The following is an 18,668-nucleotide window of genomic DNA, read 5'->3' as shown; positions in this document are numbered from 1 at the left end:
GAACTATCTATGGCAACTGTCTATTTCCAACAAACCGAAGAACGTCTCGTCGACCAATCTGAAGTGAACGTATTTTTAGAATCGCGCGGTATTCTGTATGAGCAGTGGGACATCGCTAAACTTCCGGTCGCGCTTCAAGAAAACTACGAACTGACGGACGACGACAAGCAAGCCATCCTCGCAACGTTCCGTGACGAGATTCAAGACGTGTCGGAGCGCCGCGGCTATCAAACGGCCGACGTCATCTCGCTGTCTGACGCGACACCGAACTTGGACGAACTGCTCGTCAACTTCCAAAAGGAACACCATCATACGGACGACGAGGTCCGCTTCATCGTCAGCGGGCACGGCATCTTCGCCATCGACGACGCCGAACGTGGCTACTTCAACATCGAACTCAATCCCGGCGATTTGATTTCGGTCCCGGTGAACACGCGCCACTACTTCACGCTCCAAGACGACCGCCAAGTCGTCGCCGTCCGCATCTTCGTGACGACAGAAGGCTGGGTGCCGATCTACGAGAAGCAAGACGTGACTGCCTAACAAAAAATCCTGCCTTCCGCATACGCGAAAGACAGGATTTTTTTAATGCTTGACCGCTGTCGGTTTGGAAGAGAACCAACCCCAAACAGCAATCCCGACCATGACCGACCAGAAGAACAGTGTCCAACCTAACGAGTGGACAAAACCGTCTGGAAGACCCATGAACGCGAACGGTGTACCGGCAATCAGTTCCTTGAAGCCAGGGTGTTCGAGGACGAGTACCGTCAACTTCACACCGACCCAGCCGACGATGAGGAAGGCGGCCGTCTCAAGTGTCGGACGTTGATGCAGCAGCTTCACGAAGACGCGGGCCGCGAATCGCATCAAGATGACCCCGATGAGTCCACCCGTCAAGACGACGAAGAATTGACCTGAGTCGATTCCACCGATCTCTCCAAGACCGAGCGGCGGCAAGCTGACTGCGAGTGCGACCGCTGCCAAGATCGAGTCGACCGCGAAAGCGATGTCGGCGAACTCGACTTTTACGACCGTCCACCAAAACTCTTTTTTCGTGACCGGCTTCTCGGTAATTGCCGTCTCTTCTTTCGCCTCAGCGGCGAGGTCTTGTCTTGGATCCATCTTGCGCGCCTTGTACGTCATATATAGATGTCGCGCGCTCATCCCGATCAAGTAAAGGGCACCGAGTGCTTGGACTTGCCAGACGTTGATTAAGAACGAGATTAAGAATAATGCGATGAAGCGGAAGACGAACGCTCCTAATAAACCGTAGAATAGCGCTTTCTTCTGTTCTGTCCGCGGCAAGTGCTTGACCATGACGGCCAACACGAGCGCGTTGTCTGCAGATAGTAGCCCTTCAAGACCGACGAGTACGACGATGATCCAGGCGTACTGCAGGATTAACTGCCAATCCATTTAAAAACATCCCCTTTTTTTGTGTGTTCTTTCATATTTAACAGTGATCTATTTTTAAGTTCACAGGAATATTTTATTTCTGTGCGTAAATTAAATCAATCTTCTTTCGTTCAATGTCTGAAGTTTTTTCCGCAGAACAGGTTCAAAGCATGTTCGCGAAGCAAAATGATACCCAGTTTGTATCCATTTCGTGATAAAATCCTAACAAGAACGAGTGGCGGTCATTTGCCCTCTTAAAAAAGGAGAATCCGATTATGTCTACAAGCCATGTCGCTTTACCTACTAAAGCAGAACGACATAAACTATTCGGCTCGGTCCCGCCGGTCAAAGGTACGAAACCGACAGAAAAAGATAAAATGGTCGATCTTCAAAATACACCTAAGAACTTCTTGTTCGCACTCGACAGCGTCGGGATCTCGAACGTCAAACATCCCGTCAACATCGAAACGCCAGACGGCATCCAAGCGACGGTCGCAACGTTTGAATTAACGACATCACTCGTCCAAGATCGTAAAGGCATCAACATGTCACGCTTGACGGAACAGCTCGACGCGTACCATACGCAAGGCTGGACGTTATCAAACCGCTCGCTCATCGAGTTCGCCCAAGAACTCGCCGAGCGTATGGAACAAACGGAAGGTCAATTGACGGTCCGCTACCCATGGTTCTTCAGCCGGAAAGCACCGGCGACGGGCCTCAGCGGTCTTATGAACGCCGACGTCATGCACAACGTGACATACAACCTCGAGACAGGTATGGCGAGCGTGACGGTCGGTCTCGTCATCAACGTGACGACGCTATGCCCATGTTCAAAAGAGATCAGCGAATACAGCGCCCATAACCAGCGCGGCTACATCACAATCGAAGCCGGTCTTGACGAAGCGTCGCTCGACGGCTTCGACTGGAGACTCGCATTGCTCGATGCGGCGGAGTCGAACGCATCGGCACCACTTCACCCGGTCTTGAAACGTCCGGATGAGAAACGGGCTACAGAAATCGCTTACGAAAACCCACGTTTCGTCGAAGATATGGTCCGCTTGATTGCAGCCGACTTGTACGAGATGAAACAAGTCGTCAACTTCTTCGTCGAATGCCGAAACGAAGAGTCGATCCACCAGCACGACGCCATCGCGTCCATCACGTTCGATAAACGTGACAACTAAAAACGAGTGAAGCCAGATACTTGGCTTCACTCGTTTTTTTATACACTTTGTATGAGGCGGATCGTCAACAAAAGGACAATCAGGACGATCCACACCGCCCAGATGGTGCGCCATCTGTTCCAGTCGAGACGCTTCACGAACGCGTATACCGTCAAATAGAGGACGATCAAGAGCGGAATGACGACCCACGGATTGTCGAGCATCACGCTTCGACGTCACCGTCCCAAGCGAGCATGCCGCCCTCGACGTTGACGACTTTGAACCCTTCCGATTCCAAATAGTCGCACGCCGTCTGGCTGCGTCCGCCCGAGCGGCAGATGACGTGATAGACGTTGTCTTGCGCGAGCTTCTCGGTCACGCCCGGGAATTCAGACAGCGGATAGAGCGGCACGTTCGGGATATGGCCCGCGTCGTACTCGTCTTGTTCTCGCACGTCGATGATGTGGAGCGACTCCCCGTTCTCAAGCTTTTCACGTAATTCGGTTGCATGGATGCTTTGCATGCTGTTTCCCCCTTAAATTGTTATCCCCTACTAGTTTACCTCAGTTTCGTGTCGGACAAACTCCAATTGATGGTCGTCTCGTCATCGCAGTAGAAACCTTTCAGACCACAACGTTCGACCATGTCACTTACCCAAGACTGACTGCCGCAAAATAAAGTGAAGTGGCTATCCCATGGCGGTACGATGAGCCAATCATGCTGATAGCCGAAAAACGTGCGATGATTCATGTCCCATGTATCGGCTGCAAGAACTTCTCGAATATTGATAAGATGGCGCTCCGTACAAAATTCGTCGCCGCTCCATATCCATTCTTCTCCCGTCTCCAGAAGCGCCCTTAATACCCGATTCTTTAAGAAATCAGACAGCTCGCCTTCGCCAGGTGGGAGCAAATTCTCGCGCTCGCAAAATTCAATGATTCGATTTGCGCCTTCTTTATCTTCGGCATGCGGTTTCAACGCCCCAATCATCGTTCGGAGTGCGTGATCGATACGTTTGACGTCTTTAAAACCAAGTTGGCGTCGCATGTCTTCCCATGCGACGGCATGAAAATGCTGTTCCACTTCGTTTTTGTTCATCTCGACATATCGGTCAATTGCTTTAGGATCTTCTATCGGTCCGAGAAACGGATGGTACGCGACGAACACTTCTTCAAACACGCCCTCATAGTAAGTTTTAATCGGAAAATCATCTCCACCGCCGAACATGGCGTAGCGATGTCCTTCCGGTAAAGTGATGGCTCCCTCAATCTCCTCCATGTGACCGCCTCCTTTTCCAATAGTTTACAACTACGCATCAAAAAAAGCATCCTCCGCTGTGGGAAGATGCTTCTGACTTACGCTTCGTTGCGCTCGTCAATCGCTTGTGCCGCTGTGATGAGCGTCAATTTATAGACGTCTTCTTCATTACAGCCACGCGACAAGTCGTTGACTGGCTTGTTGAGACCTTGCAAGATCGGTCCGATCGCTTCGAATCCGCCGAAACGTTGAACCATCTTGTAGCCAATGTTCCCGGCTTCGAGGCTCGGGAAGACAAACACGTTGGCGTTACCGGCGACGTCAGAGCCCGGTGCTTTCTTCGCTGCCACGCTCGGGACGAACGCTGCGTCGAACTGAAGCTCACCATCGATTGGAAGGTTTGGCGCTTTCTCTTTGGCGAGACGCGTCGCTTCGATGACTTTCTCGGTTTCAGGCGACTTCGCCGAACCTTTCGTCGAGAAGCTGAGGAGCGCGACTTGCGGCTCGATGCCGAACGTCTTCGCCGTCAACGCTGACAAGTAGGCGTTCTCGGCAAGGTCGGCCGCGTCCGGTGCGATGTTGATCGCACAGTCCGAGAAGACGTATTGCTCATCGTCACGTACCATGATGAACACACCTGATGTCTTTTTGATGCCTTCTTGCATCTTGATGATTTGAAGTGCCGGACGGACCGTATCGGCCGTCGCATGCATCGCACCCGAGACAAGACCTTCCGCTTTGCCCGTGTGGACGAGCATCGTACCGAAGTAGTTCACATCTGACGACAACAATTCACGAGCTTGTTCAGCCGTCGCTTTGCCTTTACGGCGCTCGACGAACGATTCGACGAGCGTGTCGATATCTTCGTATGTCGCTGGGTCATACTGCGTCAAGTTCGAGATATCAAAGCCGTGTTTCGCTGCGACTGCATCGATGTCCGCTTTCGGACCGACGACGATCGGGTTGACCATGCCGTCATTTTTTAAACGGACTGCAGCTCCAAGGACGCGCTCATCGACGCCTTCTGCTAAGACGATGGTCGGACGAATCGGGCTGACTTTTTGCTTCAACGTGTCAAATAATTTCATGGTAAGTGAACTCCTTTTCGATTGGAAGATATCTATGTTTTCTCTTTAGGACACATTTGTCCGTATGCGTGTTTTATTATACACAGTCCTTTTTTTAAAATAAACTATTCTGCCCATATCGTCATAAATCGCTTGAAATCAGTCATTATATGAATAGAACAGTTATGTATTTATGACTGATACAGGTTGCTGTGAAGCCGTTTACATTTCTGCGTCCGCTTTTCCCCTTTCCTCGTCTCGATTGTGATTAGCCTCACAGACAGCGCCAAATTTGCCAGGCTGTAAAGTGTCTGTGGTAAAATAAACAGCGAAGCCAAGTCTTGAAAGGAGTTTTTTCATGTCAGAACGTCCAGCACCGACAACCGAAACACAGCACGCAGCCGCCACATTAGACGGTTGGTATACGCTCCATGATTTCCGCTCGATCGATTGGACACGTCTAAAAGCAGTCGACAAGGCGGCGCGTCAAGAAATGATTGAGGAGTTCGTCGCCTTCCTCGCCTCGCTTGAAGACGTCGAAACACGCGGAGAAGGCAGTCACGCCTTCTATTCAATCCTCGGTCAAAAAGCGGACGTCGTCCTCATGGTCCTTCGTCCGACGTTCAAAGAGCTCGAGCAAGTCGAACTCGCCCTTCGTAAGACGAAACTGTACGACTTTATGATCCCATCGTACTCTTACGTCTCGGTCATCGAGCTCGGCATGTACCGTGGCTCTGGTGACGGGGATCCGTACGAGAACCCGCACATCCGCTCGCGCTTGTACCCAACGTTGCCAAAAACGGCCCACATCTGCTTCTACCCGATGAGCAAAGCGCGCCGTGACGAGGATAACTGGTATACGCTGTCGATGGACGAGCGGAAAGACCTCATGTACCGCCACAGCATGATCGGCCGCAGCTATGCCGGCAAGATCCAGCAGTTCATCGGCGGATCGACCGGATTTGACGGCTGGGAATGGGGCGTCACGCTCTTCGCGGAAGACTCGCTCCAATTTAAGAAGATTGTTTACGAGATGCGTTTCGATGAAGTCAGCGCCAAATATGGCGAGTTTGGTGACTTCTACGTCGGAAACATCCTTCCAAAAGAAGAACTCGGCACATTCCTCGGTTGATTGAGGTTTACGCATCGACTCCCTCGGGAAACATCGTTGTAGAGGCACTTACAACAATGATCAATGAGGTGAACAACGATGCGCGTGTTCAAGGAATCAGATCGAGACACTGCAAAACGTTTAGATTCGTTCATTGAACGAATGGCCCCGACAGCAGAGCTAGTCCAAATTCGATTTGAACAACAATTACAACATACACAGCGAAAGGGTCAGGCGAAAGCCTGACCCTTATTTTGTCTTCGCGTGAAGCGCGTCGCCAAGGAACGTCGCTAATTCAAGCATGCCGTATTGACCTGCCTGCGCTTCCGCGTCCGAGTTATAGTTCGTGTTCGTGTTGACGTCGTACGCATAGACGTTGCCGTCACGGTCTTCGATGATCTCGATCCCCGCGACCGCGATATTATTTGTTGCTAAGAACGCTTCTAACTGATCGATGATCGGGTCGGCAAACCCGTCGACGATTTCAAATTTGGCCGGCGGCGTCTCGCCGACCGGGCAGAATTGGTCTTCAATCGAGCACGCATCCGCCGGGCATAGTTCGAACCCTTCCGACGTGTCGACCCGTACCGCGTAGAGGAACTTTCCGCCGATAAATTCACAGCGCGTGATGAACGGTTTCGGCGCTTCGATATATTGTTGGATGAGCGTGATGCCATCGACCGAGTCCTCGAACGTCGGTCCGTACACATACCCTTTCAACGCCTCAATCGAATGGAACAGCTGCACGCCAAGCCCTTTACCGGCCCGGTTATGCTTCGTGATGAACGGGCTCATACCAAGCTTCTCGGCCGCCTCGATGATTTGTTTTTTCCCGACGGCAGCGATCGTCCTCGGCACACGGATCCCTGCTTGGCGAAGCGCCGTATATTGGTTGACTTTGCTCACTTCGAGGCGAATCGCCCGTGTCCCGTTGAAGACGGTCCGTCCGTTCGCCTCGAGCCAGGCAAGTACCCCTTCCGTCAGCTCTGGCGCGTAGCGATGCCCGCGCGTATGTGACGAGGCACTCATCCGGTTATAGAACACACCATCCGGCGGCGTCGCTTCGATATCGATGATTCCTTCATCTAAATGCCACAGTTCATATGGAAGCGATAACTCCTCGAGCCGTTGGACGAGATGGTCCGTCCACTCATTGTTTTCATGCAAGACGTGAATTTTAGCCATATGAATCCCCCTTTGATACTCCTAATGTACCACACCGATATCCGACTATTCCAATTAGCATAATTGATGATACGTTCATTCTTATTTCATAACGGTTTCATGGTATAATGAACTTAATAATCTATATGAAAAGTGACAATTTCAAAGGGAAGTGATGTGTTTGACCGCACCTATTTTAAGTACAGACGTTTCAATCCTCTTGTTCGGCCTCCTCCTTGTCGCAGGAGTTTTGGCCACGCGCGTGTCGACCCGTTTTGGCCTGCCCGCCCTGCTTTTGTTCATGGGCATCGGCATAATCATGGGCAGCGACATCACCGGCTTAATTTTCTTCGATGACTCGAACCTCGCCCAGATGATCGGGATTTCCGCTCTGATCGTTATTTTGTTCGAAGGTGGTCTGCAGACGAAATGGGCCTCGTTTCGGAGTGTCCTCGTCCCGTCCGCCTCGCTCGCGACGATCGGCGTCTTATTGACGGCCGGGCTCGTCGCCGTGGCCGTTCGTTTCGTATTCGGTTTCGACTGGATTGAATCTTTCCTGTTCGGTGCCATCATCGGCTCGACCGATGCCGCCGCCGTGTTCGCCGCCTTCAAAGGAAAGAATATCTCGCCGAAAGTCGGCGCGACACTCGAAACCGAGTCCGGCACGAATGATCCGATGGCGATGTTTTTAACAATCCTCGCTCTCGACTTCATGTTGAAACCGGAAACGACGATTTGGGACGGCATCTGGATGTTCATCCTACAGATCATTGTCGGGGCGTTCGCCGGGTACATGCTCGGGAACCTGTCACGGCTCATGCTCAATCACTTGCGCCTTGAATCAAGCAGCCTGCACGCCGTCCTCATGATTTCGATGGCGTTCATGACGTATGGTGTGGCCGCCTACTTCGCTGGCAGCGGCTTGCTCGCCGTCTATCTTGCCGCGATGATTGTCGGGAATGCCCACACCGCCCATGAAGTGACCATCGTCCAATTTTCGGAGGCGCTCGCTTGGATCATGCAAATTATCATGTTCGTCATCCTCGGGCTTCTCGTCTATCCGAAACAACTGTTCGACCCAGAACTCATTTGGAAAGGGCTGTTGATTTCATTTTTCCTCATGTTCGTCGCCCGTCCGATCGCCGTTTACTTATCGACGATCGCGATGCCGTTCACGCATAAGGAAAAGCTGTTCATCTCCTGGGCCGGCTTAAAAGGAGCGGTCCCGATCGTACTAGCGACGTTCCCGCTCATCGCCGGGATCGACAACAGCCAACTCATCTTCAACGCCGTCTTCTTCGTCGTCGTGACGAGCGCGTTGATTCAAGGAACGACGCTCACACCACTCGCGGCCAAACTGAACCTGCTCGGCCCGGATAAGATCCGCTCGCCGTATACGATCGCGCTCGTATCGAGTAAACAGTCACAGCATCAGCTCGTTCCGTACGTGGCGACAGAAGCGTCATCAATGATTGGACGCACGCTCGCCGACATCACGTTACCGCCGAACACGGTCGTCAATGCGATCGTCCGCAAAGACTATCTGATCCCGCCGACCGGACAGACGAAAATTGAGCCGGGCGACTTATTGTACGTCCTCGCCTCGACGTATCGTCACGACCAACTCGATCGCAAGTTCGGCGAAGACGGGCTTGAACGCGTCGAGCTATGAACGAACAAGGACCGTGCCTCAGGGCACGGTCCTTGTTTTATGATTTGACTCGACGCGCCGATGCGATCAATTCGGCGACGTCTTGCTCGCGTCCGGCGTGGAGCGCCTCGACGATGAAACTGCCGACGACGACCCCGTCACACGCCTCACCGAGCGCTTGCACTTGGTCTTCCCGATGGACACCGAATCCGGCGAGTACCGGGACCGGAGACCGTTCTGTCAATGACCGTAAATGGGCGAGCAGTTCGTCCGGGAACGCGTCGACTTTTCCGGTCGTCCCTTTGAGCGTCACCGCGTAGACGAACCCTTCGGCCTGACTTAAGATCGTGTCGATTCGTTGTTTGTTACTCGTCAATGTGACGAGCGGGACGACCGCGACCCCGTTCCGTTCAATCCCCGCGAATAGTTCGAGGCTCTCTTCGAACGGCAAATCGGGGATGATGACACCGCTGACGCCGCATGCGGCCGCACGGTCGAAGAACGGCTGGATTCCGAACCGGAACACCGGATTCAAGTATGTCATCAGGACGATCGGGACTGAGAAACGCTCAGTTCCTTCTATTAAACAATCCAACACACTAGAGAGTGTCACCCCGGCCGCGAGGGCCCGCATCCCGGCCGCCTCGATGATCGGCCCGTCCGCTACCGGATCTGAGAACGGGATCCCGAGCTCGATCGCCGTCGCGCCCATCGCTTCGAGCCGCTCGATCGTCGGAATGAGTTGATCGAGTCCGCCGTCTCCAGCCATGATGTAAGGGACGAACGCTGCCCCGTCTCTATTTCGAATCGCTGTCTCTAAGCTCATTTCCGTCCCACCCTTTCTCGAATCGTATGCACATCTTTATCACCTCGGCCGGACAGACAGATGACGAGCAGATCGTCCTCGTCCATCGTCGCGGCGAGCGTCTCGGCATAGGCGAGTGCATGTGACGACTCGAGTGCCGGGATGATGCCTTCATGTCGACTGAGTGACATACATGCCTCTAACGCCGCCTCATCGGTGACCGCCGCGTAACGGACACGCTCGATGTCTTTCAAGAAACTATGCTCTGGTCCGACCCCAGGATAATCGAGTCCAGCCGAGATCGAGTGCGCTTCTTGGATTTGCCCGGCCCCGTCTTGCAGCACGTACATGAGCGAGCCGTGGAGCACGCCGACTTCCCCTTTGGTGAGCGTCGCCGCATGCTTGTCCGTATCGACGCCGCTTCCTGCTGCCTCGACACCGTACAAGGCGACGTCCTCGTCATTCAAGAACGGGTAGAACATCCCCATGGCGTTGCTGCCACCACCGACGCAAGCGATGACGGCATCCGGCAAGCGTCCGGTCTTGTCTAAAATTTGGCGCCGCGTCTCTGTTCCGATCACACTTTGGAAGTCACGCACCATCGTCGGGAATGGGTGTGGTCCAAGGACAGAGCCCATGACGTAGTGCGTATCGTCAACGTGTTTGACCCAGTAGCGTAACGCTTCGTTGACCGCATCTTTCAACGTTCGGCTGCCTGACTTCACCGGAATGACCGTCGCCCCGAGCAGTTCCATCCGAAACACGTTCAACTCTTGCCGCTCGACATCGACCTCACCCATGAAAATCGTACATTCTAAGTTGAGCAACGCACACACCGTCGCCGTCGCCACACCGTGTTGTCCGGCACCGGTCTCGGCGACGATTTTCTGTTTCCCCATCCGCTTGGCGAGCAGCGCCTGCCCGATCGTGTTGTTGATCTTATGGGCACCGGTATGGTTCAAATCCTCCCGTTTCAAGTAGACGTTCGTCCCGAGGCGTCGGCTCATGTTCTCCGCATAATAAAGCGGGGTCTCCCGTCCGACGTATTCGCTGAGCAACTCGTCGAAGCGTTCTTGAAATTCAGGATCTAACTTCGCTTCCTCATAAGCCACCTCGAGTTCTTCAACGGCCTGCATGAGTGTTTCCGGTATATATTTTCCTCCGTACGGGCCAAACTTCCCGTTCACTGGTTGTGTATACATGGTGTTTCCTCCTTGGCACGTCTGATGAACGTGCGAATTTTATCGATATCTTTCTCTCCATCTGTCTCGACGCCGCTTGAGACGTCGACCCCGTCAGGCCGTACGTCGTGCATCGCTTGTTTCACGTTGTCGGCCGTCAAACCGCCGGCGAGCCAGAACGTTCGCTGCGGACGTTCCAACTGCAACCAGTCGAGCGTCTCCCCGCTCCCGGGCGTCGGCGCATCGAGTAAGACGATATCCGCCTCCGTCTCGCTGCTCGCTTCGATGATCGGCAGATTGAACTGTCGGAACGTCTCAAGCGGCAACGTGCGCCGGTGCAGCTGGATATCCGTCAATCCACAAGTGATTGCCGTCTCGACCTCATCAAGCGTCGGGTCGAGAAACACTCCGACGACACGGACGTGATTCGGGATCAACTGCCGTAGTCGTTTCGCCGTCGTCACATCGACTTGGCGTGAGCTGTTCGCGAACACGAAGCCGATCGCATCGGCCCCGGCTTCAACCGCCGCCGTCACACTTTCTTCTGTTTTCAATCCACATATTTTAACGAACACGTCTTCAACTCCTCAATCAACGCCGTCGGGTCATCCTGTCGCATAAGCGCCTCTCCGACGAGAATCGCTTTGGCTCCCGCGTCTCGCAGTCGGCTCGCTGCTTCGCCGGTGCTGACTCCGCTCTCACTGACGAAAGCCACGTTCGGATAACGCTTCATCAATTCAACCGATGTCTCGAGCGATACGTCGAACGTCTTCAAGTTCCGGTTGTTGATGCCGATCAACACGTCCCCGAGTTCGAGCGCCGTCTGGAGTTCGGATTCATCGTGCACTTCGACGAGCACGTCGAGGCCGATCAGGCGCGCGTGTTGCTTCAACGCGTGCAGGCGAGTCGGATGTAACGCCGCGACGATCAACAACGCCACGCTCGCGCCGGCCGCTTTCGCCCGGTTGAGTTGTCGTTCATCGATGATGAAGTCTTTACACAGGACCGGGATATCGACGGCGTCAGCGACTTGGCGTAAGTCATCGAACGACCCGTTAAAGTACGTCGTATCCGTCAGCACCGAGATCATCGTCGCACCGGCCCGTTCGTAAACCTGAGCCCGTTCGGCCACATCGAGTTCGGCTCGAATCACGCCTTTTGATGGGGACGCCCGCTTAATTTCTGCGATGATATGAAACCCGTCCGCGACTAACCGCTGTAACGAGATCGGCTCCGTCGCCGTGACCGTGACGTCTTGCATCTGGTTGACCTCTTCGATTTTCGTCCCAATAATTTTCGTCAAGTAGCTCATGCGCCCACCTCCGTTTTTTGTAGTTGCTTAAGGACGCGGACGGCGTGGCCCTCGTCGATGCTTCGGCTCGCCTCGGCCACACCTTCACGCAACGTCTTGACGGCACCATATGTGCATAACGCGAGTGCCGCATTCAACAAGACGACGTCCCGCGCCGGTCCGGCCGCGCCGTTCAAGACGGCGACGAGCGTCTTCGCATTCTCTTCGGGTGTACCACCTTGTAGCGCCGACAGCGGCGCCCGCATCAACCCGACGTCTCGCGGGTCGACTTGATATCTCGCCGTCTGCTCTCCGTCAAAGAAGAGTACCTCGTTCGCACCAACGAGGCTCGCCTCGTCGAGCCCACCGGCCCCATGGACGACCATGCCCCGTTCGACTCCGAGATGGCGCATCGCCGTAGCCATCTTCTCGATCAAGTCTGGATGGTAGACGCCGATCAATTGCCGTCTCGGCTTGAGCGGGTTCGTCAGCGGACCGATTTGATTGAAGATCGTCGCCGTCCCGAGCCGTTTTCGCACCGGCATGACATGTTTCATGATCGGATGGACGTGTTGGGCGAACAAGAAGCTCAAGTTCGTCCGCTCAAGTTCAGCTAACACGTCGTCAGCACTTTGGACGATCGGGATATTCAACGCCTCGAGCACGTCGGCGCTACCCGACCGGCTTGACACGCTCCGATTCCCATGTTTCGCGACCGGGATACCAAGTCCGGCGAGAACGAACGCGACGGTCGAACTAATGTTGAACGTGTTCGCTCCGTCACCGCCGGTCCCACAAACGTCGAGCACAGGGAGCGTCGTCTCCGGGAACGTCGCCGCTTCACGGATATAATCGGCCAGCCCCGCCATCTCTTCGGCCGTCTCGCCGCGTGCTTTCAATGCGAGAAGCACCTCGGTGATTTGCGTTTCATCCGCTTGAAACAACTCGGAAGCCGCCTGTTTCATCTCGGTCGTCGTCACTTGGTTCGTCAGTAGTCGTGTTAACATGTCCGTTCCTCCTTAAGCGATTTGGGTATAAAAAAACTCCATACGACGTCTGTCGTATGGAGGACGGTATGGACCGCGGTGCCACCTCTCGTTGGATCAATCGATCCCACTTTCCGATGCTATCACATCGTATCCTGATAACGGTGGAAGCCGTCACGGCCTACTAACATTCAGCCGTGCTCTCATGAGCCCATTCACGTGACGGTCTCGGTCAGGATCCCACCACCCCTGACTCTCTGTACGAGACTTCTTCACGCTACTCTTCTCAATCATCGATTTAAGATTTAATTTGAAAAACAAAAAAGGGTCACTCGGTCCAACTCACAGCTCACGCTATGAGAAGGACGAGTAACCCCGTGGTGCCACCTTCGTTGGTTCATGTCGAACCCACTTCACGGACAATCATCCGCTTCCCCGTGATAACGGTGGGTAACCCGCTAAAGCCTACTAAAAATTTCGGTTTAGAGCTCGGAAGTCCATTCGCGACGTCCCGCATACTGATTCACACCAACCATCAGCTCTCTGTCATGCGGGGACCGTCGTTACTTCTCTTCGTCGACGCCTTTGTTCGTTTCAGTTAAGTTAACTCGTACTATACCGTTCCCGATTCATCCTGTCAAACAAAAGTATGCAAAAAAACTTTGCTTCTATAAGTGCGGACGAATCGACCGCATGTTTCAGAACGTCGCAAGTTGACACGTGATTTTTTTGTCTGCTATAGTCGTCCCCAACAACACTTCACTCAACTAAAGGAGATTTGACTTTGGAAACTAGCAAACTAAAACGTGAGCTGTCGACCCGACAGCTCACGATGATCTCGCTTGGCAGCGCCATCGGAACGGGCCTCTTCCTCGGAAGCGGCCTCGCCATCCAAACGGCAGGACCGAGCGTGCTCGTCAGTTACGCCATCGGGGCGTTTATCGTCCTCTTGCTCATGGGTTGTCTCGCCGAGATGACCGTCGCCCATCCGACTTCGGGCTCGTTCGGCACGATCGCCGAGCGTTATGTCCATCCACTCGCCGGCTTCTTGGTCCGTTATTCGTACTGGATCGCCAACGTCCTCGCTATCGGGGTCGAAGTGAGCGCAATCGCGATTTACATGCGCTACTGGTTCCCGGATGTGAACGGATTCGTCTGGGTCGCCGTGTTCGGCGGATTGCTCATCTACGTCAACGCTCGGCACGTCCATACGTTCGGGACGACCGAATACTGGTTATCATTCATCAAAGTCACTGCCATCATTTTATTCATCGTCCTCGGCGCGGCCGCACTGTTCGGTCAACCGGGCTCACCGATCGAATCGATCACGACCGGAAATGAAGGGTTCTTCGCTTTCGGATTTTACGGCATGTGGGTGACGATCTTCATCTCGCTCTTCAGCTTCCTCGGGACAGAGCTCGTCGCCGTCACGGCTGGCGAAGCGAAAGACCCGGACCGCGCCGTACCAAAGGCGTTGCGGGCGACCGTGTTCCGCTTGACGTTCTTCTATTTGATCACGATCGCCATCATGCTCATGCTCATCCCATGGCAGCAGGCCGGTATCGATCAAAGCCCGTTCGTCCTCGTCATGCAGCAGTTTGATGTGCCTGGCGCGGCTAGCATTTTGAACTTCGTCATCTTGGTCGCCGCCTTGTCGGCGATGAACGCGCAATTGTATGCCTCGACGCGCATGATGTACTCACTCGCCGAAGCCGGCGACGCACCGCGTATCTTCAAAAAAGTAAGCACAAGCGGGATTCCGATGCCTGCCTTGTTCGTTTCGACAGGCGGAATCGTCCTCGCGGCATTGCTTCAAGTGTTCATGGAGACGTCGTATCCGTTCCTCATGGGCATCTCGATGTTCGGGGCGATCTTCACATGGTTCATGGTCTTCGTCTCACACTTATTCTTCCGCAAAAAATGGACGGGGCGTAAACTCCCTGTCCGTATGATTGGCTATCCGTTCTTACCGCTCCTAGGTGCCGGGCTGTTGCTCAGCTTAATGATCACGACATGGTTTACCGATTTCAACATCTTGCTCAAGTTCGGGATCCCATGGTTGGTCGGCTTAACGATCATCTATCTCGTTCGCGAGCGATTCCGTATGACTGACACAAAACAAGACGACATCGAGCAAGCTAAGTGAACTACTCACCACTTATTTGCTTCGCAACTTGAAGTGGGAGCTTCTTGGGAAGACCGTGCTCTTACCAGCCACGGTTGTGGACCAAGCTCGTCGGGCAGTCCCTGCCCTGGAGTGTTTCAGTCGGCGAGACGCAACAGGTTGAGGCTCGCGTTGACGTCGCGGTCATGGTGCGTGCCGCATGCGGCGCATGTCCACTCGCGGACGTGCAGGTCCTTCTTGCCGCCGTTCTCGCCACAGGCCGAACAAACCTGGGTCGAGGCGAACCACGGGTCGGCCTGGATCAGTGTGCGGCCGTGGAACCTGCATTTGTAGGCGAGCTGGCGGACGAACTCGCCCCACCCGGCGTCCCCGATCGACTTTGCCAGGCGGCGGTCCTGCATCATCTCCCTCGGTTTCAGCGTCTCGACGACGACGACTTGGTTCTCGTCGACGATGCGTCGTGACAGCTTGTGGAGGAAGTCATGTCGGCGGTTCCGTACCTTTTCATGCTTTTTGGCCAACAGGAGCCGCGCCTTCTCGCGGTTCCGGCTGCCGGGCTTCTTGCGGGAGAGCGCGCGCTGCGCCCGTCTCAGCCGTTCCTCGGCCTCGCGCAGGTTGCGCGGGTTCGGAATTGTCTCCGTCACCATTGCGTCGTTCGTCATGACGGCGAAGTGCCCGAGGCCGAGGTCGATCCCGATTTTGTGCTCGGCCGGGACCCACGGCTCGTCGGGCTGCTCGACGAGGAGCGACACGAAGAACTTGTCCGTCTTCGTCATCGACACGGTCGCGGAGCGGATCTCGCCGTCGAAGATTCGGTGCTGTGTGAACCGGATGAACCCGACCTTCGGGAGCCGGACCCGGTCCCCCTCGATGCGGATCGTGCCGTGCTGGTTGTTCGTCGTGTAGGAGGCGCGCGCCTTTCGTCTCGACTTGAACACCGGGAAGCCGGCCGTCCCGGCGAAGAACTTCGCGAACGCCGCGTCGAGGTGCAGCTTCGCATTCGCGAGCGCGAGGCTGTCCGCCTCACACAGGAACGGGAACAGGGGCTTGTAGGAGGCCGGTGTCGGCGGCTTCCGCTTCGACCCGCCGCTCGCCTTCGTCTCCTCGTGGATAGCGATGCGGTCCTCGAGCAGCTTGTTGTAGATAAAGCGGGCGCAGCCGATCGTCCTGACGAGGAACTCGGCCTGTGCCGCGGTCGGGTGGAGCCGGTATTTGTAGCCCTTCAGCATGTCTGCGCCTCCTCTCGACCGATGATCGTGATGAACGCCTTCCTCATCCGATACCCGCGGCGGGGGAAGGGAAATCTGACGGAATCACGAACTTCTGTTCGTCATATCTGTCACAGGGATGGCCAAGAGGTTTATGTACGGGCGATTCATCTCCCACCTACGCTGGGCTATGCCCCAGACGCTTAGAGGTGGGAGAATTCTCGCTTAATTATGTTAAAAATAGTGCCTATCCGCAATGGATGGGCACTATTTTTTCGCAAAAACGAGCACCCGTCGCGATTGACGAGTGCTCGTTTGTTTAGGATTAGAAGAACTGACGTGGGTTGACGGTGCTACCGGCGCTCGAAGACGAGTACGAGTAGCTGCCTTGGTGGATTTCAAAGTGAAGGTGCGGGCCTGAAGAGTTTCCAGTGTTCCCGAGCGTTCCAATGTTTGACCCTTGCGTCACACGCTGACCAGCGCTAACTGATACCGAGTTCATGTGCGCATAGACAGTCGTCCAGACTTGACCGCCAATAACGTGGGCGATCATGACGTGGTTCCCATAAGCGCCACCCCATCCAGCCCGGATGACCGTTCCAGTTGCCGAAGCCCGGATCGGTGTACCGACTGGTCCGGCGATATCGACACCGTTATGGAACGAATAGCCGAACTGTCCGCTTGCCGGTCCGAAACCTTGCGAGAAACGACCAGTCGTCGGTTGAATGAATTTCGCGCTCGATGGTGCCGGTGCCGAAGCTGTCGGCGTAGTCGGTACCGGTTTAGGAGCCGGTGCCGGTTTTGGTGCCGGCTTTGGTGCTGGCTTAGGCTTAGGTGCCGGTGGTGCAGCCGGTTTAGAAGCTGTCACATTATTTTGTGTCGTTTGGTTTGAAGACGACGATGACTGGGAATTAGTATTACTGTTCTGCTTTTTCTGAGCAGCAGCTTGTGCAGCCGCAGCTTTAGCCGCTTCTTCTTGACGTGCAGCTTCAGCTCTCGCTTCTTCGGCTTGTTGCGCGGCCGCTGCTTTGGCAGCCTCAGCTTGGCGTGCCTCTTCAGCTTTACGAGCCGCTTCTTGACGTGCTGCCTCTTCCGCACGACGACGCGCTTCTTCTTCTTCACGGCGCTGTGCTTCGATTTCAGCTGCAATCGCCTCTTCTTGAGCGATCAACGTCGCTTCGATTTCTTGTAGGTCGAAGATTTGCGTTTCAAATTCGATATTTTTCTCTTCAAGTTCTTTAATGCGAGCTTCACGCTGTTTCATCTTCTTCTCGAGTTCGGCTTGACGCGCTTCAAGTGCTTTCTGTTGCTCTAGAAGTGAGGCCCGCTCTGCTTTGAGTGCGGCTTGTGCTTCTTGAAGAGATAGACGTGTCGCTTCGTAGTCGTTGAACAACTCTTGGTCGCTACGTTGGATCGTACCAGCCGTGATCATGCGTGTGATCAAGTCAGAGAAGTTTTTTGATCCAAAGATGAATTCTGCCCAGTTGATTGAACCGCCACCGTTCGTTTGCATCGTGGCCATCCGCTCTTTCATCATTTTTTCTTGAGCGATCATCTTTTTCTCGTAACCTTTAATGTCCACTTCGAGATCTTCAATCTTCATCTCTGTACGTTTGATTTCTTGGCGTTTTGCCGCTACGTCGTAGATGATGTCTTGAAGCTGAGCGTCCATTTTGTTGACTTCTTCTTGTACCTTCGAGATTTCTTTAGTGTTCTGTTGAATTTTCGAAGACGTATTCGATTGATTCTGTTTGACGCTATTTCGTTGCTCTTTAACTTTTTTCTGTTGCTCTTGCTTCTCTTTGATTGTCGTCGAGGCATCGGCTACCGAGTGCGTGCCGAGGAGCAAGGCGCTCAGCGTAAGTGCTGAGACAGTACGTTTCCAATTAATCAATGCAGACATCCTTTCTAATTTGACGGGCTAGTTTTACATACTCTATTTAAGTCGGTCGTTTTTCTATGTAACAAAAACGATTAATTTTTTAGTTTCAACACGACTAATTATATCGAAGTGTCGAATGTTTTCCTGTTAAAGTTATATTTCACTTTGATTACGACAAAGAAGAGGGAAAGCCGTTGGCATTCCCTCTTCTTTGTATTTCAACGTTTTTTCGATTTTTTATGGTTTGAAACGTTTCTGTAATAGTAATTGAAAACCGTAAATCATTTACCTTATTTCAAAAAAGCATATTCCAGCATTTTTTCTAAACTCATCCATTCCCAAAAAAAGTAAAAATGGTCAGTCTGACTTCTCGCTCAAGGCG

18 protein-coding genes and 2 other annotated features are annotated in these 18,668 nt (G+C 53.8%); of the genes, 5 read left to right on the top strand and 13 right to left on the bottom strand.

Annotated features, from left to right (window positions below):
- Nucleotides 1-9 precede the first annotated feature (9 nt).
- Nucleotides 10-543: a cupin domain-containing protein gene (locus tag EVJ26_RS05150; protein WP_131458847.1), complete on the top strand. Its 534-nt coding sequence runs from the start codon at nucleotides 10-12 to the stop codon at nucleotides 541-543.
- 42 nt (nucleotides 544-585) lie between these two features.
- On the opposite strand, the gene EVJ26_RS05145 is transcribed toward EVJ26_RS05150, so the two are convergent.
- Complete coding sequence (locus EVJ26_RS05145; protein WP_131458846.1) at nucleotides 586-1,416, bottom strand: TerC family protein; 831 nt, start codon at nucleotides 1,414-1,416, stop codon at nucleotides 586-588.
- 254 nt (nucleotides 1,417-1,670) lie between these two features.
- Here EVJ26_RS05145 and folE2 point away from each other — a divergent pair, with 254 nt between their 5' ends.
- Nucleotides 1,671-2,579: a GTP cyclohydrolase FolE2 gene (folE2, locus tag EVJ26_RS05140; protein ID WP_016508342.1), complete on the top strand. Its 909-nt coding sequence runs from the start codon at nucleotides 1,671-1,673 to the stop codon at nucleotides 2,577-2,579.
- Nucleotides 2,580-2,617: 38 nt separating this feature from the next.
- Here the strand turns inward: folE2 and EVJ26_RS14395 are convergent, their stop codons facing one another.
- The 4 genes from EVJ26_RS14395 to pta all read right to left on the bottom strand — a co-directional run bounded on the left by EVJ26_RS14395 (nucleotide 2,618) and on the right by pta (nucleotide 4,903).
- Entirely contained in the window at nucleotides 2,618-2,785 is a 168-nt protein-coding gene (locus tag EVJ26_RS14395) for a hypothetical protein (RefSeq protein WP_161567604.1), read from the bottom strand.
- The gene (locus EVJ26_RS05135; RefSeq protein ID WP_016508292.1) at nucleotides 2,782-3,081 is read right to left on the bottom strand and encodes a rhodanese-like domain-containing protein; all 300 of its coding nucleotides are present in this window, start codon (nucleotides 3,079-3,081) and stop codon (nucleotides 2,782-2,784) included. Before EVJ26_RS05135 ends, EVJ26_RS14395 begins: the two co-directional genes overlap by 4 nt.
- 35 nt (nucleotides 3,082-3,116) lie before the next feature.
- The gene (locus tag EVJ26_RS05130) at nucleotides 3,117-3,836 is read right to left on the bottom strand and encodes a DUF2711 family protein (protein WP_131469962.1); all 720 of its coding nucleotides are present in this window, start codon (nucleotides 3,834-3,836) and stop codon (nucleotides 3,117-3,119) included.
- A gap of 77 nt (nucleotides 3,837-3,913) precedes the next feature.
- Nucleotides 3,914-4,903, bottom strand: a complete 990-nt coding sequence (gene pta / locus EVJ26_RS05125; RefSeq protein ID WP_070329128.1) for a phosphate acetyltransferase — start codon at nucleotides 4,901-4,903, stop codon at nucleotides 3,914-3,916.
- 337 nt (nucleotides 4,904-5,240) lie between these two features.
- On the opposite strand from pta, the gene hemQ reads away from it, so the two are divergent.
- Entirely contained in the window at nucleotides 5,241-6,014 is a 774-nt protein-coding gene (hemQ, locus tag EVJ26_RS05120; protein ID WP_131458843.1) for a hydrogen peroxide-dependent heme synthase, read from the top strand.
- A 228-nt stretch (nucleotides 6,015-6,242) separates the two neighbouring features.
- Here the strand turns inward: hemQ and EVJ26_RS05115 are convergent, their stop codons facing one another.
- Nucleotides 6,243-7,178 (bottom strand): ATP-grasp domain-containing protein, encoded by a 936-nt coding sequence (locus EVJ26_RS05115; RefSeq protein ID WP_131469960.1) that lies wholly within the window; start codon nucleotides 7,176-7,178, stop codon nucleotides 6,243-6,245.
- A gap of 154 nt (nucleotides 7,179-7,332) precedes the next feature.
- On the opposite strand from EVJ26_RS05115, the gene EVJ26_RS05110 reads away from it, so the two are divergent.
- Entirely contained in the window at nucleotides 7,333-8,829 is a 1,497-nt protein-coding gene (locus EVJ26_RS05110) for a potassium/proton antiporter (RefSeq protein ID WP_131458841.1), read from the top strand.
- A 37-nt stretch (nucleotides 8,830-8,866) separates the two neighbouring features.
- Here the strand turns inward: EVJ26_RS05110 and trpA are convergent, their stop codons facing one another.
- From trpA to trpD, 5 genes are read right to left on the bottom strand one after another with little or no spacing between them, the layout of a single operon-like run.
- On the bottom strand, nucleotides 8,867-9,634 hold the full coding sequence (gene trpA, locus EVJ26_RS05105) for a tryptophan synthase subunit alpha (RefSeq protein WP_131469958.1): 768 nt from the start codon (nucleotides 9,632-9,634) through the stop codon (nucleotides 8,867-8,869).
- A complete protein-coding gene (trpB, locus tag EVJ26_RS05100; RefSeq protein ID WP_016508329.1) occupies nucleotides 9,631-10,815 on the bottom strand; it encodes a tryptophan synthase subunit beta in 1,185 nt (394 codons plus the stop codon). The genes trpA and trpB overlap by 4 nt, the downstream gene beginning before the upstream one ends.
- Nucleotides 10,797-11,369, bottom strand: a complete 573-nt coding sequence (locus EVJ26_RS05095) for a phosphoribosylanthranilate isomerase (protein ID WP_131469956.1) — start codon at nucleotides 11,367-11,369, stop codon at nucleotides 10,797-10,799. The genes trpB and EVJ26_RS05095 overlap by 19 nt, the downstream gene beginning before the upstream one ends.
- Nucleotides 11,345-12,106 (bottom strand): indole-3-glycerol phosphate synthase TrpC, encoded by a 762-nt coding sequence (gene trpC / locus EVJ26_RS05090; RefSeq protein ID WP_131469954.1) that lies wholly within the window; start codon nucleotides 12,104-12,106, stop codon nucleotides 11,345-11,347. Before trpC ends, EVJ26_RS05095 begins: the two co-directional genes overlap by 25 nt.
- The gene (trpD, locus tag EVJ26_RS05085; RefSeq protein WP_131458837.1) at nucleotides 12,103-13,092 is read right to left on the bottom strand and encodes an anthranilate phosphoribosyltransferase; all 990 of its coding nucleotides are present in this window, start codon (nucleotides 13,090-13,092) and stop codon (nucleotides 12,103-12,105) included. Before trpD ends, trpC begins: the two co-directional genes overlap by 4 nt.
- A gap of 56 nt (nucleotides 13,093-13,148) precedes the next feature.
- Nucleotides 13,149-13,374 (bottom strand) — a binding site (T-box leader).
- 55 nt (nucleotides 13,375-13,429) lie between these two features.
- Nucleotides 13,430-13,660: a binding site (T-box leader), on the bottom strand.
- Nucleotides 13,661-13,849: 189 nt separating this feature from the next.
- Here trpD and EVJ26_RS05080 point away from each other — a divergent pair.
- Nucleotides 13,850-15,217: an amino acid permease gene (locus tag EVJ26_RS05080; protein ID WP_370250913.1), complete on the top strand. Its 1,368-nt coding sequence runs from the start codon at nucleotides 13,850-13,852 to the stop codon at nucleotides 15,215-15,217.
- Nucleotides 15,218-15,333: 116 nt separating this feature from the next.
- Here the strand turns inward: EVJ26_RS05080 and EVJ26_RS05075 are convergent, their stop codons facing one another.
- Both EVJ26_RS05075 and EVJ26_RS05070 read right to left on the bottom strand, forming a co-directional pair.
- Complete coding sequence (locus tag EVJ26_RS05075; protein WP_131469952.1) at nucleotides 15,334-16,425, bottom strand: RNA-guided endonuclease TnpB family protein; 1,092 nt, start codon at nucleotides 16,423-16,425, stop codon at nucleotides 15,334-15,336.
- A 304-nt stretch (nucleotides 16,426-16,729) separates the two neighbouring features.
- Nucleotides 16,730-18,307: a murein hydrolase activator EnvC family protein gene (locus tag EVJ26_RS05070; RefSeq protein WP_131458833.1), complete on the bottom strand. Its 1,578-nt coding sequence runs from the start codon at nucleotides 18,305-18,307 to the stop codon at nucleotides 16,730-16,732.
- Nucleotides 18,308-18,668: the final 361 nt, after the last annotated feature.

The sequence above is a fragment of the Exiguobacterium sp. SH3S1 genome, from assembly GCF_004337105.1.
Lineage (GTDB): Bacteria > Bacillota > Bacilli > Exiguobacteriales > Exiguobacteriaceae > Exiguobacterium > Exiguobacterium aurantiacum_A.
The sequence above is the reverse complement of the archived record's forward strand: the minus strand, read 5'-3'. Positions and strand labels throughout refer to the sequence as shown.